Below are 15969 nucleotides of genomic sequence, written 5' to 3' on the forward strand. Positions count from 1 at the left end.
AAACTTATTTTTTTAAAAAATAAATTAGATATAAAAGGTTGCAGAATAAGCTTTTCACAAACATTATCGAGTTTGACATTTACAACCCATTTGTAATCGTTACAATTAAAGCTTGCCGAATTGAACAAAAAAATCTTGATCGGTTGAGTAGACTCATCAACTAATCAAGATTTTTCTTGTAAATTATTTTGGAATCAGTAAAATAAATCGACTAATTCTTCTGTATCAATATTGCCGAAATATTTATTTTTATCAATGTTATCGAAAGTTTCTTTGATAGCATTTTTTGTATAAGGAATACCCATTAATTTATTTTCCACATCTTCTATTTCGCCTAAACCAAAGAAATCTCCGTAAATGCGGATATCTTCGATATTACCTTTTCTAACATTCATCTTGACCTCAACTGTTCCAACAGATAGTCGTTCACTGCGCTCAATTTCGAATTCAGGAGATTTCCCGTAATTCCAATCCCAATTGGCCGTATATTGCTTAGCAAATGCTTCAATTTTCTCCCAATCTTTATCTGTTAATACATACTCTTTTATATTTTCTTTTGCGTCAGTTTCATAAATATTCAGAAGTAATTGATCTCTAAAGTCTTTTGCATTCATAAACTGATAAGAGTCATCTAGGAAAGGTTTGATGTTAGTTACACGACTTCTTATGGATTTAATCCCTTTCGATTCAAGTTTATGTTTTTTGGGTTTAAGAGCTTTTACTACAGCTTCAATCTGCGAATCGAACATCAGTGTTCCATGAGCTGTCATGCGTCCATTTTTAGCATACATGGCATTTCCAGAGAACTTCTTCCCATCAATGACTAAATCGTTTCTTCCTTTTAATTCAGCTCCTTCGACACCCATTTGATGTAGCGCATCTATAACAGGTGAGGTGAATTTTTTGAAATCCCGGAAAGAATCACCATCATCTTCAGTGATAAAACAGAAACACAAGACACCCATATCATGGTATACTGCTCCTCCGCCAGAAAAACGGCGAACAACTTTTAACTCGTTTTCTTCCACATAAGAGGTATTGACCTCTTCATATGTGTTCTGATTTCGTCCAATAATTATTGAATTGTCGTTAATATAAAACAATAGAATTGGTTCATCCAACTTGACTTCATTTAACAAGTAATATTCTATGGCTAAATTGATTCTCGGATCATGAATTTCTTTTCCATCTCGCTGATTTTTAACATAATACATTTTATTTTCTCTCCCTATATAGTTATTGTCATTTCTTTTTGTGCTAATTCAATTGGTATAGACGGAGCTTCATTTTTTGCTTGTTCAACTAACTGATTGAGCTCTCCTGTTTGAGGTAAATGAGTGAGTATCAATCTCTTAACCTTTGCTTTATTTGCTATTCTTCCACATTCTTTAGCTGTCATATGCACTGTATGATTTTCCATTCCCTCATAAAAATTGCTATCTGCTATCAGTAAATCCGCATCTTTTGCAAAGGCTATAAAAGCTTCTTTATATCCAGAATCTGACGTAGATACAATTGTTTTATTGCTTTTTTCTTCGGTGATTTTAAATGCATAGCAGGGCACGGGATGCAGTGTCTTCATATGTTCAATTTTAAATGGTCCTATAGTCAGTTCAGACTCTTCATTATATGCTATACCTAGAGTGACATTTTCAAAGGACATTTGCTTAAAATTGTCTATGTCTTCATTATGACAATAGATGGGTAATAAATGAGGTTTATTTCCTTTGGCATCTCTTTTTAATAAACGAGTAAATTGCAGCACCCCTAAATCGGCAATATGATCGTGATGGTAATGAGATAATAAAACAGCATCTAAATGAATTGGATCAACATACCTTTCTAAAGTTAATAAACTGTTACTCCCGACATCGAGCAAAAGGTGAAAGCCGTTTGATTCAATTAAGTAGGCGCTTGTTCCTATACCTTTAGTTGGATAACCCCCATAAAATCCTAAGACAGTGACCTTCATAATAATCTCCCTTCTTATTCTATAGTCTATTATTAGGATACGTTTCTGAGCAAAAAAAAACAACTAAATCTCTTTTTCATCAAGAGTTTTAGCTGTTTTTTCAGTATTTCGAATAAATAATGGATCCCAATAAACTAAATTGTATTTTTGATATACGCTATTACATCTTCACTTATTTTGTTTGCTTGGCCAATACAGTTATTTATGCCAAATCCATTAACGCCATTTCCCGCCAAATAAAGACCTGGATAATTTTTGTTTAAAAATTCCATCAAGTTTATCCTATTTTCTTCATGCAATAAAGTGAATTGAGGAATAGCATTTGGCCAGCGCTTGATAATTTTATAATTAGGCTTGCTATCAATAGACAACATACTTGATACATCGTCTAGTATTTCTTGCTCTATTTGCTTATTGCTTAAGGACATCATGACCCCGTCCCCGTTGCGACCAAAATAAACTCCCAGCAGTTCTTCGTCTTTATCTTTAAAATGATCCCACTTTTTGTTTAACCATACGATACTTTGTATATACGAATTATTACGTCTAACGGACAACAAACCATTCCCTTTAGGAGGGTTGTGTATGGCACCCTTCGGGAAACTAAATAATAGAAACCCAACTGAGCCCATTTTAATATCTTTAAAGTAATCACTTAATTCAATGTCAGAAAAAAGCTCTTTATACGATCCAGAGTCTGTCGCTACTATGATGGAATCAACTCTTAACTGTTCTTTTTTATTTATATCTAAAATATATGTTCCGTTGATACTTTTTTTTATTTCAGTCACTTTTTTTGAAAATCGAATACTTTCGCTTACTCTATTAGCCAACTCATTAGTCAGCGTTTCAAGGCCATCTTTAAATGTGCCATACATGCCATCGCCATCCCATATTTCCGGATGGTTCACCAATGCTTTTGTCCACGTCCCATATTTTTTTTCTAATTCTATAATAGATTCATTAAAACCATGAACACCTATTTCATCAATATCACTCGAATAAATTTTTGAAAAGAAAGGTTCAGCTACATATTCAGCCATCTCTTCGCCGATACGGTGAGCAAGGTATTCTTTTGTTGTTAATTCTCTTTTTGCTTTTGTTTGAGAAAAATAAGTGTTTTTCAGAAAAGTCAGTTTCCCTCGAAAGGATATCAAATCATATTTCCATATGTCTTTTCGTTTTATAGGAACTCCTTTATAGGTAGGACATTCGAAATGGTACAATTTGTTAAATGCAAAAACATCTTGTTTCCCGTTTTGACTTAGCTCAATTTCATTCTCTAATTTTAATTCTTTTATTAAATTCATTGCTTCAGGTAATCGTGTGTCGAAAGACTCGGCTCCTAAATCAATAAATTGTTCCCCAAACTTCATGGTAAACAATTTGCCACCTGAACGAATGGAAGATTCCAGTACAACCACTTCTACAGGAAGATTTTCTTTATCGACCTGTTTTTTCAATCGATAGGCAGTAGTCAATCCAGTTATCCCACTACCAATTATGGCGATTCGTTTTATTTCTTTATCCATTCATCTTTCCCTCACAAACTATATTGATATCTGTATACTCCATTTGATACTATGTAATTAGTTTTGTTGGAGGTTGTGTTGTCACCATACATTGATTAGTGTCAAGTTTATACTTATTATAACATGAAGCTGAGAGAATCCATTAATTGTTTTTTATGTTAATAAAAAACCATATAATTATGAGTAAAATCTACTCGTAATTATATGGTTTACGTTTTGTGATTACTTGTTTAATGCATCTTTAGCTTGATCTGTCAATGATGTAAATGCTACTGAATCATTTACTGCTAAATCTGCTAACATTTTACGGTTCATATCTATACCCGCAACTTTCAATCCGTGCATAAACTTAGAATAGCTTAAACCATTCATACGTGAAGCTGCATTGATACGTGCAATCCATAATTTACGGAAATTACGTTTGTTTTGTTTACGGTCTCTGAAAGCATACATATATGATTTCATTACTTGTTGTTTTGCAACTTTGAACAAGCGATGTTTCGCACCATAATACCCTTTAGCTAATTTTAAAACGCGCTTACGGCGTCTGCGAGTTACTGTTCCACCTTTTACTCGTGCCATTGTTCTTCCTCCTTCAATACAATCCTATGATTCTAAATTATTATTTCATATAAGCTAATTGCTGTTTGATGCGTTTGTAGTCACTAGAAGAAACCGTCGTAGATTTGCGTAAATTACGTTTTTGTTTTTGTGATTTATTCGCAAACATATGGCTAGTTTTAGCATGACCTCTTTTTAATTTACCTGAACCAGTTCTTTTGAATCTTTTTGCTGATCCACTATGCGTTTTTTGCTTAGGCATTTTAATTTTCCTCCAATACTCTTTTCTAAAAATTTTAAGCAGACTCAAATTTAATATAAGTCTAAAGCTTATTACTTTTCAATTTTCGGTGCGAGCATTAAGAACATGCTACGGCCATCCATTTTTGCTTTGGACTCAATCACTGAAATATCAGATGCTTCATCCGCCATGCGTTCTAACACTACACGTCCAAGTTCTTTATGAGTTATAGCACGACCTCGGAAACGAATAGAAACTTTAACTTTATCGCCTTTTTCCAAGAATTTTCGAGCGTTACGCAATTTTGTGTTAAAATCATGGTCATCAATAGTTGGACTCAATCGAATCTCTTTTATATTTACAACTTTTTGATTTTTTCTTGCTTCACGTTCTTTTTTCTGTTGTTCATAGCGAAATTTACCATAATCCATAATACGAGCAACTGGTGGTTTAGCGTTCGGAGAAACGAGTACTAAATCCATACTAGCTTCTTCAGCCAGTCTCATTGCTTCTTTAGTCTGGATCACGCCTATTTGCTCACCGTCTTTACCTATCAATCGCACTTCATTAGTACGAATACGGTCGTTGACAATCATGTCTTTTGCTATGGTGGTCACCTCCAAAGTATTTGCGAGAAAAACACAGAAAAAGACGACATTTCTATAAGTTATAGAAATCCCGCCTTGTATCCGCATAAAAACACAACTCATTGCGTTTCATTATATATACGATCATATCTGCCCAGAGATTTTCATTCACTTAGGCGAGAAGCGGGAGCTTCTGCTTTGTTTTCTCAACTTTTAAATAATACCAACAATTAGAATCAATGTCAAGTAAATATTAACAGGCAATTATTTTTTCCCTTCTTCTAGAAGTGTTTTCATAAACACATCCAAATCAATTGTATCGGTTTTCTTCTCACCATATTTGCGAACAGACACAGTTCCTTCTTCCATTTCATTATCGCCGATAACAAGTTGGTAAGGGATTTTCAATGTTTGTGCTTCTCGAATTTTATATCCCATTTTTTCGTTGCGCATATCTACTTCTACTCGTAATCCTTTTGCAGTAAATTTTTCTTGCAACTCTTTTGCATAGTCACCATGAATATCTAAATTGACTGGAATAATTTTGGCTTGAACAGGCGCTAACCAAGTTGGGAACGCTCCTTTATATCGCTCTATCAAATACGCAACAAATCGTTCCATCGTTGAAACGATTCCTCGGTGGATAACAACTGGCCGATGATTATCTTGACCATCTTGACCGACGTAAGTTAAATCGAAGCGCTCAGGAAGCAAGAAATCAAGCTGGACCGTTGATAAGGTTTCTTCAATACCTAAAGCGGTTTTCACTTGAACGTCAAGTTTAGGACCATAGAATGCAGCCTCACCAATCGCCTCGAAGTATTCAAGTCCCATGTCATCAAGCGTTTCTTTTAGCATGGACTCCGCTTTTTCCCACATTGCATCATCATCAAAATACTTTTCAGTATTCTGAGGATCACGATAACTTAGACGGAAACGATAATCTTTAATGTCAAAGTCTTCAAAAACTGCAAGCATCAAATTCACGACTCGTTTGAATTCTTCTTTAATTTGATCAGGACGAACAAAAACGTGCGCATCATTTAATGTCATCTCACGTACACGTTGTAAGCCAGATAAAGCGCCACTTTTTTCATAGCGATGCATTTGACCTAATTCAGCAATACGGATCGGTAAATCACGGTAACTGCGCACATCATTTTTGAAGATCATCATGTGATGCGGGCAGTTCATTGGGCGTAATACCAGCATTTCTCCATCACCCATATCCATTGGTGGAAACATATCCTCATGGTAATGATCCCAGTGTCCGGATTTTTTATAAAAGTCAACATTAGCCATAATAGGTGTGTAGACATGTTCATAGCCTAAGTTGATTTCTTTATCTGTTATATAACGTTCAATAATACGACGAATCGTTGCTCCTTTGGGTAACCAGAACGGTAAGCCAGATCCTACTTCGGGTGACAACATAAACAAGTCTAATTCCTTGCCTAATTTACGGTGATCCCTTTCTTTAGCTTCTTCGCGCATTTTAAGGTATTCCTTTAATGCTTTCTTGTCAAAAAATGCAGTGCCATAAACACGTTGCATCATTTGATTGTCTGAATTACCTCTCCAGTATGCTCCTGCTAAAGAGAGCATTTTAAAGACTTGTATGCGTCCGGTAGAAGGAACATGCACTCCTCGACATAAATCGACAAAATCACCCTGTTCGTAAACAGAAATAATTTCATCTTCAGGTAATTCATTAATCAATTCAATTTTATATGGATCCTCTTTAAAAAGTTCTAATGCTTCTTCACGGCTTATTTCTTTTCTTTCAATTGGTAAATTTTCTTTGACAATACTCATCATTTCTTGTTCGATTTTTTCTAAATCTTCTTCTGTGATTGGCTCTTTTGTATCTGTATCATAATAAAAACCATTTTCAATAGAGGGACCTACGCCAAATTTAACATCAGGATAGAGTCGTTTAATGGCCTGTGCCATTAAATGTGCTGTCGAATGACGTAATACTGTTAATGCGTCATCATGCTCCGGTGTTACGATTTCTAATAACCCATCAGTATTTAAAGAGCGGTTAAAGTCAATGAGCTCTCCATTCCATTTGGCCGCTAATCCTTTTTTTTCTAATGATTTTGCTATACTTCCCGCAATATCTTTAGGTGTTGATCCCTGCTCTATTTCTTTTATTGTACCGTCAGGCAATGTTACTTTGATTTTATCAATCATTTTTTCTCCTCCTTATTTAGGTAAACAAAAATCCCATTGAACAAGACAATCTCGTTCAATGGGACGTTAAATTCTACGTGGTTCCACCCAAATTCGTAGAAACACATGATTTAGTGTCTTCTACCTTCATTACTCTTTAACGCAGAGGATACGACTATTTTTACTCAGTTTCAAAATAGTACTCGAAAGGGGTCAATGATAATTAGTCTTAAGAATGTTGCAGCAGTCATTCTCTCTCTGAAAAGATAATTTATCAAGGATGTCTTTCTCTTTGTTTTATAGTTTTGATAATATCATAGGGAAGTTCTTTTTACAATACAATTAGGTTATTTATGTCTTCTGTTTTCTCCAGATATTTCGACTTCTTCGGCTAGAAAACGGATTCTCTCCATTATACGTTTAGCTTTGAGTGGCTCGTTTTCCCCACGTTGAGACGTTGTCAGATGTTCGTTTTCCAGTTGATTCATATTGAAATTTGAAGTAAAGAACGTTGGCAGCTCTTCCTGCATACGGTACTGTAAGATAATGCCCAGTACATCGTCACGTATCCACGAGGACATGGAATCAGCTCCGATATCGTCAATCATCAGAAGCTTAGCTCGTTTAAAACTGTCTAATTTATCTTCTGTTGTGTTCTTTCCAATGGAATTTTTCATTTCAACAGCGAACGTAGGGAAATGAACGATTGTCGAGGAATACCCTTGCTCTGACAACTCATGTGCAATTGCTCCCAGTAAATACGTTTTTCCAACGCCAAAAGCACCGTGGAGATATAACCCTTTGTGAAATCCCTTTGGATTATTAATATAGGATTCAATAAACGTCATCGCTTTCTCTAAAGCCACTTGACGCTTTTTAGTCACTTCGAAAGATTCAAAAGAAGCATTTTTCAAATCTTTCGGCAGAAAGACCGACTGAATACGACTTTTTATTTTTTCTTCCGCTCGCTTATTAACTAATTCGGGAGTCGGTTCATATGTTACATCTATCCGGTGATTATTTAAAATAAGTCTTGGAACGTACCCAGGAGCCAATCCTTCGTCAGCTTTTTTGGTTTTCTTTTTTTCTGATACGAATTCATAAAGTTTGGAAGCACTTCTCTCAATGGCTGTTTTATCTAAGGCATCTTTATTGTCTGCAATAAACTTTTTCACATCCGGATCCTTAAATACCTGATTTTTCATAATGTCTTGATAGGTTTGATTCATTTTATTAGCATCCATCATTTTTCCAAGTTGATTTTTCATACTTTTCATTAGTCGTCACCACTTTTCTGCTTTCGGATTTTTCTTAATTTTTCTCTAAACGCTTCTTCCTCTTCTTTGCTGATCTTTTCATCTGTTTGTTCTGACTCATTAGCCCAGGAGGGTAGCGTTTCTTTTCTGCCGGAAGACTGCTTGTATTTAGATTTTGACCACGTTTGAGTTTGCGACTGTTTTTGTTTGTTTTTTTCTCTGACCGAATCATAGAGTTCTTTAACCTTTATGATTGCCTCTTCAGGCGAATTCACTTTGCTTTGAGCCCAGTCATTAGCAATTTTATTTGCTAAGTTTTTTTCTAAAGTGGGTGCATTTTTAACGACTAATATATAATTCATTAAAATATTGATTACAGCAGTTGATAAAGGCGCTTGCTCGACAAGTTCTTTTAATAGCCACGTTTCATTAGACGATACATAACCGCCTTTTTGCTGTTTTATTGATTTCAAATAGGCAAACGGTTGCGTTTTTTCAGCATGCAAAATAATTTCGATTTCTTCTCTTGAAATCCCTTTTGCTCTCAACTCTGAGATTCTCGTATTGTCATCCTGACCCATTGGTGTTTTAGATCTGACCTGCTTGGTTTTGCCTAAGAAGTGATCATGAATGATCCGTGTCAATGTATTTTCGTTTACTTTACCAGTTGTAATATCAGCCGCTTCAAGTACGAATTTTTGCATGTCTAATTCATTGATCGCATAAATCGAATGGAAGGTTTCGATTAACTGTTTTATCTCCGGTGTGATAGCTTGAGAACTAATAAAATGTTTGTTTAATCCTGATGAAAAAAAGGACCAGTCAAAGTCGCTATCATTCGATATTTTTTCTATAAGAGACGTTTTGGTTAATTCGTTCGGTGTATCTATCCTATTAAAAGACTCAGTGTAGTTCTCCATATTGAAATGAATGACATCCTGGAAAGATTTTGTGATTTCTCTAAAATCATCATTGGATTTGATGGGTTTAAGAAACTTTTCTCTTCGTTCTGAAACAAGACGTTCCCCAAGCTTTTCTGTCAGTAACATTCTCAACATAGTATCGTTAAAAAAATGGATCGGATCCAAGGGTGCCTCTAAAATAAATAAATAAATTTCTTCATTTTCTTTATGATTAAAAACTTTTAGTAATCCATAAGCTTCTAGCTTTGTTCTTGCTTCATAATATTCTCTGATGCCTATATCTAGCTGAGCGAGAATATCAGAAAGAGTCAACTCTATTTCATCCAGGACATTCAAATATTCTTTGATTAATAAGTAAAGACTCGCTGCATTAATTCCCATCAGCGGCTGATATAATGAAAGAATTGTAGAGATGTTCACATCTGAAAGGATAGTTGATTTGGTAAGTATCAATGTGTCTTTTGGTCGAAGATTTTTCCATGGGTAACTCATTATATTATATATCCTTTCAAATACTATTTATCTTTTCTCTTTTTTTCCAGTTCTTTCATTTCTTGCATGAAAACTTCGATATCCTTGAATTGACGATAAACACTTGCAAAACGAATATAGGCTACATCATCTAGATCTACCAGTTCATTCATGACAAATTCTCCGATTTTTGTAGAAGGAACCTCGCTGAGTCCTAAATCACGTATTTTATATTCTACTTTATGAACAATATTTTCTTGGTCTTCCGCGGTTACGGGACGTTTTTCGCATGCTCTACGTATACCTCTCAATAATTTCTCTCTACTAAATTCTTCACGATTCCCATTTTTTTTGACAACTAAAATAGCACCTTGTTCAATTCTCTCGAATGTAGTAAATCTAAAGGAACACTTTTCACATTCACGTCGCCGTCTAATGGCTCTGGCATCATCAGCTGGTCGACTATCAATAACTCGACTTCCATTGTGTTGACATCTTGGACACTGCATGCATTTCATCCCTTTACTAAAGATTTCTTATAGTTATTATACCATATGACTACAAGGGTGACGAATACCCATTTTTTGTCAACCATTCATCTATTTGAAGGATGGTTTGATGGATTGTTCCGTTATTATCTATGATTACATCTGCTTTATTTTTTTTTATTTCTAGTGATTCTTGTGCTTCAATACGCTCTATAGCTTCTGCTTCTGTTAGCTGATCTCTATTTTTCAATCGATTTAATTGAGTGACATAATCGGTATAGACCACCATCACTTCATCCACGTATTTCTCATAACCCGTTTCATATAGTAGTGGAATGTCCATAATGATTAGCGGCTCCTTGCGCTCGCTCATTTCTTTTTTCTTTTTCATGATTTCATTGAATATATCTTCATGCACAAGCGCATTTAAATGTCGCAGTTTTTCGCTGTCACCAAATACAATTTCTCCTAATCGCTTCCTGTTGATTGAGCGGTCTCTGTTGACTATTTCATCGCCAAAAAAATCAACGACTTTAGAATAAGTGGGCTCATCAGGTTCCATAACTCCTCTCGCAATGATGTCTGCATCAATCACTGGAAATCCTGATTTTTTCAGATACTGACTAACGGTTGATTTCCCACTTGCAATACCACCAGTCAACCCTAATACATGAGACAAGACGGTCACCTTCCAATTTTCTGACAATGAGGACAATAATGCGTTCCTCGTTGTGCCACTTTTATTTTTTCGATCTTGTGTTGACACCGTTGACATGTTTCGTCTTTTTTTCCGTAAACATTTAAATACGATTGATAGTTTCCTTCAACTCCAAAGGCATTCGAATAAGTTCGAATCGTCGTTCCACCCTTTTCTACAGCATCACTCATAATGCCGATAATTGAAGTTTTCAATTTTTCTATTTCATCACTGCTTAATGAGTTCCCCTTTCTTTCGGGATGTATATACGCATCATAAAGTATTTCATCAGCATAAATATTACCTATGCCTGCCACTGTTTTTTGATCCAGCAAGCATGCCTTTATAGGTCTTTCGGTCTTTTTCAATGCTTTTATTAAATCTTCTGTTTTTAAAGTTTCTACGGTCGGTTCAGGCCCTAAGTTCTTGATTGAAGGATGTAAATGCAGTTTATCTTTGTCTACTAAACTCATTTTACCAAATTTCCTCACATCTAGATATCTCAGCTGTTCATCGGAATCCAACTCGAAAACCACATGTGTGTGTTTGGTTAAAGGCACCGTTGCTTTTTCGATACGATACTTTCCTTCCATCCTCAAATGACTGATCAATACATAATCATTCAAGATAAACAACAAAAATTTACCTTGACGTTTGATATCTACAATCTTCTGTCCTCGCATCTTTTTTTGAAATTCAGAAACAGAGGGTTCTTTTATAATATTTGACCACAATACATGTGTATCGATGATTATCTTTCCTAAAATCAATTTTTTTAGTCCATTTCTCACATTTTCTACTTCTGGCAATTCAGGCACGGGTTTCATCTCTTTCTTTAACATATTAGACTCAATAAAAGAAGCGAGAATATCTCTCGCTCCTTTTATACTGATTATTTAGCGTCGTACCAACTATCTCCATAACTACTTTCTACTTTCAATGGAACAGCAAGCTGCACTGTGTTTTCCATAACTTCATCTACAAGTTGTTCGATCCTGTCGATCTCATCTTCTGGCACTTCAAAAATGAGTTCATCATGAACCTGCAGTAGCATCGTAGCTCTTAAGTTTTCTTCTTTAATTCTTTTGTTCATTTCAATCATAGCCATTTTCAAAATATCTGCTGCACTTCCCTGAATAGGTGTGTTCATAGCTGTGCGTTCAGCAAATGATCTAAGATTGAAATTTCTCGAATTAATATCTGGCAGGTAACGTCTTCGGTGAAACAAAGTCTCAACATAACCTTGTTCTTTAGCCTCACGAATAATATCATCAATAAAGTTTTTCACACCAGGAAAACGTTCAAAATAAGTGTCAATATATACTTTCGCTTCTTTTCTTGTAATATTCAAGTTCTGAGACAAACCATAATCACTGATACCATAAACGATACCAAAATTGACTGCCTTAGCATCTCTACGCATGTTAGGTGTTATTTCTGATGGATCATCAATACCAAAGACTCTCATAGCTGTTGTCATATGAATATCTTCATCCTCATTAAACGCTCTGATCAACTCTTTATCTTTAGAAATATGCGCAAGGATTCGAAGTTCGATCTGGGAATAATCAGACGCGTATATTTTCCATCCCTTTTCTCTGGCCACAAAGGCTTGTCTGATCTTTCTGCCTTCTTCTAATCTGATAGGAATGTTTTGAAGGTTAGGATCGACTGAACTCAATCTGCCTGTACGCGCAACCGTTTGTAAATAACGTGTGTGTATCCTACTGGTTTTTGGATCGATCACTTTCAATAACCCTTCAATATATGTGGATTGAATCTTGGAAATTTGACGGTATTCCAAAATGAATTTGACGATTGGTGCCTGATCTCTTAATTTTTCTAAAACGTCCTGAGCAGTTGAGTAGCCTGTTTTCGTTTTTTTAATAACTGGATAACCCATTTTCTCAAACAAGATAACACTCAGTTGTTTAGGCGATTTAATATTGAATTCTTCTCCAGCTTCTTCGTATATTCTTTGTTCAACATTATCTAATATCTTTTGAAATTCTACCCGCATCGTTTCTAGTCGCTTGGCATCTACTGTAATCCCCTGGATTTCCATTTCAGCTAGAACCATGGCAAGCGGCAGTTCCATTTCTTTCAATAAATCTTCTTGTTCATTCTCTTTCAACTCTTCATTCAGCGTTTCTGACAAATCGTGAATGGCTAAAATTTTTCTGGCTAAATGAGCATTCATCAAGGTATGGTCTTCTGGCACTTTGATCTTCTTGCCTTTGCCGTAGACCATTTCGTCCGGTGAAACACCTGGATAATTATGTTTAGAAGCAACATCAAACACATCACCACTACTGCTATCCTCGGCTGTCAAAAGGTAAGAAGCCAACATAATATCAAAAGAAATACCCTTGATTTTCAAGCCTTTATTGTTAAGAGCAACAAATGTCTGTTTAGCATCATATACTCTTTTCCTTTTACTTTCATCTTCTATCCAATCTTTAAATAAGTCCGATTGAGTAGCAGTTTCAGTATCGGTTACATAAATTGATTCATCGTTCCCCCAGGCTATGGAAACAATCTCAGCATGATGATAATTTTCATCCAATAATTCTGTATAAAGAGCCATTTCATCCGTAAACATCGATGAGTTGATTTTATCTACAAATGTATAGTTCACTTCTTCGACATCTTCAGCTAATTCTTCCATGTATTTAGATGTATCTAATTTTTTTAAATGTGCATTGAAATCCATTTCTTTGTAAAAGGAAATAAGAGCTTCCATATTTTGGCCGTCATAATCTAATTCATCCAATGTAACTTTAACGGGTGCATCTCTATCGATCGTTGCCAGTTTTTTACTTAAAAAGGCCGTTTCTTTTTCATTGATCAGATTCTCTTTACGTTTTGATTTCTTCATATCTTCAATATTCTCATATAGATTTTCGACTGAGCCATATTCATGGAGCAATTTCAGAGCTGTCTTTTCGCCTATTTTGGTAACTCCTGGAATGTTGTCTGAGGCATCGCCGGCAAGACCTTTCATGTCTACTATCTTGTCAGGCGTGATTCCCATTTCTTCCATTATGGAATCTTTGGTATGTTCTTTTAAATCTTTCACACCTTTTTTAGTGATATCTATGCGTACATGATCGGTAGCTAATTGAGTTAAGTCTCTATCGCCTGTCAATACTACGACATCAAACCCATTTGCTTCGGCCTCTTTTGCCAATGTCCCGATAATATCATCGGCTTCATAATTGTCTAATTCGTAACTTTTAAGTCCAAAGCCTTCCAATAAATCTTTCAAATACGGAATTTGTTCAGCAAATTCCGAAGGCATTTTGGAACGACCACCTTTGTACTCTTCAAAATACTCGTGTCTGAAAGTAGTTTTTCCAGCATCAAAAGCGACTAATGCATGTGTCGGTTTTTCCTTGCCCATAATTACTTCCAGCATGTTATGAAAGCCATATAACGCATTTGTGTGTAAACCATTTTTGTTTTTCATGCTCTCTATTTGACTATGTAATCCATAGAATGCTCGAAAAGCCACACTATGCCCATCAATTAAAAGCAGTTTTTTATTTTCTGTCAATATACTTCACTCCTAGTTGTCCATCCTACGACTATAATATCAAACTTTCGGTGATAGAAAAAGAGAACGTACTTGAGAGCTGTCACTACTTCAACCAATACAGCACGTTGTAGTTTAAGTAGACTGCTCATAAGTACCTTCTCTCTAAAGGTTTAATTGATAGCTTGAGACTGGCTTAAAATGCGTTCAAAAGCATGTTCAAATTTTTCTACGTCCCCTGCTCCCATAAATATAACAACTTGATTTTTATGTTTCAAAAGCGGTGACATGTCTTCTTCAGTCAATATTTCTTTACCTTTTTCTGTCTTATCGAGTAAGTCTTTGATTGTCACTTTACCATCTTGTTCTCTGGCTGATGTAAATATATCACATAAATATACTGCATCCGCTAAATCTAAAGCTTCCCCAAATTCATCCAGCAAAGCAATCGTTCGACTGAATGTATGTGGTTGGAATACTGCAACGATTTCTCTATCAGGATACTTTTGATGAGCTGCATCAAGGGTTGCTCTGATTTCAGTAGGATGATGAGCGTAATCATCGATAATTATCGTATCCATAACATTTTTTTCAGTGAAACGTCTTTTAACACCTTCAAATGACATTAACCGTTCCTTGACTTTATCCTGATCTAGTCCTTCATAATGAGCAAGAGCGATGACTGATAAAGCGTTCTGGATATTATGTTTACCAAATGATGGAATAGTAAAGCGTCCATAAAAATCTCCTCGAACGTAAACATCAAAACCAGAACCCTGAGTAGAGCGTTCAATGTTTTTGGCTTGAAAATCATTGTATTCATCAAAACCATAATAAACGATAGGCACAGATGCGTGCAATCGTTGCAATCTCATATCATCTCCACAAGCAAAAATCGCTTGTTTTATTTGTTGTGAAAATTCCAGAAAAGCATCTTGAACGTCTTCAATGCTTTCATAATAATCTGGATGATCAAAATCAATGTTTGTAATGATGGCATAATCCGTTGCATAGGCTAAGAAATGTCTTCTATACTCACAGGCCTCCAAGACAAAGTATTTAGCGTCCTTCACACCACTACCCGTTCCATCACCGATCAAATAACTTGTATCTTTAATACCGCTTAGTACATGAGCGAGCAAGCCTGTGGTACTTGTTTTCCCGTGAGAGCCTGTGACAGCGATGCTAGTGTGCTGATTACTCAGTTCTCCTAGAAAATCATGGTACCTTTTTACAGTAAGACCTAACTCTTTAGCGCGAACGATTTCCTCATGTGAATCCGGAAAAGCATTTCCGGCAATTATAGTCATGCCTTCTTTAATATTATCTTTATCAAAAACAAACATTGGGATATTTGCTTCGTCCAGATTTTTTTGAGTGAAAAAGTATTTCTTCACATCAGAACCTTGAACTTTAAATCCCTTGTCTTGAAGAATCAACGCCAAAGCGCTCATACCTGATCCTTTAATTCCTACGAAATGATATAGTGTTTCTTGATTCATTATAAAAAAGGCCTCCAATTATCTCTAAC

General features: G+C 35.5%; 14 protein-coding genes and 1 other annotated feature. All 14 genes read right to left on the minus strand.

Going from position 1 to position 15969, the window contains the following annotated elements:
* Nucleotides 1-194: 194 nt before the first annotated feature.
* Nucleotides 195-1214 carry a lipoate--protein ligase gene (locus ACO1PF_RS01995; protein WP_423189707.1) on the minus strand — a complete coding sequence of 340 codons (1020 nt, stop codon included), beginning with the start codon at nucleotides 1212-1214 and terminating at the stop codon, nucleotides 195-197.
* 14 nt (nucleotides 1215-1228) lie between these two features.
* Complete coding sequence (locus ACO1PF_RS02000) at nucleotides 1229-1972, minus strand: MBL fold metallo-hydrolase (protein WP_423189708.1); 744 nt, start codon at nucleotides 1970-1972, stop codon at nucleotides 1229-1231.
* 134 nt (nucleotides 1973-2106) lie between these two features.
* On the minus strand, nucleotides 2107-3504 hold the full coding sequence (gene hemG / locus ACO1PF_RS02005) for a protoporphyrinogen oxidase (RefSeq protein WP_423189709.1): 1398 nt from the start codon (nucleotides 3502-3504) through the stop codon (nucleotides 2107-2109).
* 222 nt (nucleotides 3505-3726) lie between these two features.
* A complete protein-coding gene (rplT, locus tag ACO1PF_RS02010) occupies nucleotides 3727-4086 on the minus strand; it encodes a 50S ribosomal protein L20 (protein ID WP_423189710.1) in 360 nt (119 codons plus the stop codon).
* A 40-nt stretch (nucleotides 4087-4126) separates the two neighbouring features.
* Entirely contained in the window at nucleotides 4127-4327 is a 201-nt protein-coding gene (gene rpmI, locus ACO1PF_RS02015; protein WP_071847570.1) for a 50S ribosomal protein L35, read from the minus strand.
* A 71-nt stretch (nucleotides 4328-4398) separates the two neighbouring features.
* Nucleotides 4399-4902 (minus strand): translation initiation factor IF-3, encoded by a 504-nt coding sequence (gene infC, locus ACO1PF_RS02020; RefSeq protein WP_423190483.1) that lies wholly within the window; start codon nucleotides 4900-4902, stop codon nucleotides 4399-4401.
* Between the two features lie 255 nt (nucleotides 4903-5157).
* A complete protein-coding gene (gene thrS, locus ACO1PF_RS02025; RefSeq protein ID WP_423189711.1) occupies nucleotides 5158-7089 on the minus strand; it encodes a threonine--tRNA ligase in 1932 nt (643 codons plus the stop codon).
* Nucleotides 7090-7145: 56 nt separating this feature from the next.
* Nucleotides 7146-7370: a binding site (T-box leader), on the minus strand.
* Nucleotides 7371-7415: 45 nt separating this feature from the next.
* Nucleotides 7416-8345, minus strand: a complete 930-nt coding sequence (gene dnaI, locus ACO1PF_RS02030; protein ID WP_423189712.1) for a primosomal protein DnaI — start codon at nucleotides 8343-8345, stop codon at nucleotides 7416-7418.
* Complete coding sequence (locus ACO1PF_RS02035) at nucleotides 8345-9739, minus strand: replication initiation and membrane attachment family protein (RefSeq protein WP_423189713.1); 1395 nt, start codon at nucleotides 9737-9739, stop codon at nucleotides 8345-8347. Before ACO1PF_RS02035 ends, dnaI begins: the two co-directional genes overlap by 1 nt.
* Nucleotides 9740-9762: 23 nt before the next feature.
* Nucleotides 9763-10227 (minus strand): transcriptional regulator NrdR, encoded by a 465-nt coding sequence (gene nrdR / locus ACO1PF_RS02040; RefSeq protein WP_071847574.1) that lies wholly within the window; start codon nucleotides 10225-10227, stop codon nucleotides 9763-9765.
* 49 nt (nucleotides 10228-10276) lie between these two features.
* Nucleotides 10277-10885: a dephospho-CoA kinase gene (coaE, locus tag ACO1PF_RS02045; RefSeq protein ID WP_423189714.1), complete on the minus strand. Its 609-nt coding sequence runs from the start codon at nucleotides 10883-10885 to the stop codon at nucleotides 10277-10279.
* Nucleotides 10886-10890: 5 nt separating this feature from the next.
* Nucleotides 10891-11721 carry a DNA-formamidopyrimidine glycosylase gene (mutM, locus tag ACO1PF_RS02050; RefSeq protein WP_423190484.1) on the minus strand — a complete coding sequence of 277 codons (831 nt, stop codon included), beginning with the start codon at nucleotides 11719-11721 and terminating at the stop codon, nucleotides 10891-10893.
* A 74-nt stretch (nucleotides 11722-11795) separates the two neighbouring features.
* Nucleotides 11796-14459: a DNA polymerase I gene (polA, locus tag ACO1PF_RS02055; RefSeq protein ID WP_423189715.1), complete on the minus strand. Its 2664-nt coding sequence runs from the start codon at nucleotides 14457-14459 to the stop codon at nucleotides 11796-11798.
* A gap of 152 nt (nucleotides 14460-14611) precedes the next feature.
* Nucleotides 14612-15940: a UDP-N-acetylmuramate--L-alanine ligase gene (gene murC, locus ACO1PF_RS02060; protein WP_423189716.1), complete on the minus strand. Its 1329-nt coding sequence runs from the start codon at nucleotides 15938-15940 to the stop codon at nucleotides 14612-14614.
* Nucleotides 15941-15969 lie beyond the last annotated feature (29 nt).

The organism is Alkalibacterium sp. f15, from assembly GCF_049389645.1.
Lineage (GTDB): Bacteria > Bacillota > Bacilli > Lactobacillales > Carnobacteriaceae_A > Alkalibacterium.

What these genes read in the sequence shown, in the direction of transcription:
- ACO1PF_RS01995 (WP_423189707.1), bottom strand. Translation starts at nt 1,214, where the DNA reads ATGTATTATGTTAAAAATCAGCGAGATGGAAAAGAAATTCATGATCCG.
- ACO1PF_RS02000 (WP_423189708.1), bottom strand. Translation starts at nt 1,972, where the DNA reads ATGAAGGTCACTGTCTTAGGATTTTATGGGGGTTATCCAACTAAAGGT.
- hemG (WP_423189709.1), bottom strand. Translation starts at nt 3,504, where the DNA reads ATGGATAAAGAAATAAAACGAATCGCCATAATTGGTAGTGGGATAACT.
- rplT (WP_423189710.1), bottom strand. Translation starts at nt 4,086, where the DNA reads ATGGCACGAGTAAAAGGTGGAACAGTAACTCGCAGACGCCGTAAGCGC.
- rpmI (WP_071847570.1), bottom strand. Translation starts at nt 4,327, where the DNA reads ATGCCTAAGCAAAAAACGCATAGTGGATCAGCAAAAAGATTCAAAAGA.
- infC (WP_423190483.1), bottom strand. Translation starts at nt 4,902, where the DNA reads ATGATTGTCAACGACCGTATTCGTACTAATGAAGTGCGATTGATAGGT.
- thrS (WP_423189711.1), bottom strand. Translation starts at nt 7,089, where the DNA reads ATGATTGATAAAATCAAAGTAACATTGCCTGACGGTACAATAAAAGAA.
- dnaI (WP_423189712.1), bottom strand. Translation starts at nt 8,345, where the DNA reads ATGAAAAGTATGAAAAATCAACTTGGAAAAATGATGGATGCTAATAAA.
- ACO1PF_RS02035 (WP_423189713.1), bottom strand. Translation starts at nt 9,739, where the DNA reads ATGAGTTACCCATGGAAAAATCTTCGACCAAAAGACACATTGATACTT.
- nrdR (WP_071847574.1), bottom strand. Translation starts at nt 10,227, where the DNA reads ATGCAGTGTCCAAGATGTCAACACAATGGAAGTCGAGTTATTGATAGT.
- murC (WP_423189716.1), bottom strand. Translation starts at nt 15,940, where the DNA reads ATGAATCAAGAAACACTATATCATTTCGTAGGAATTAAAGGATCAGGT.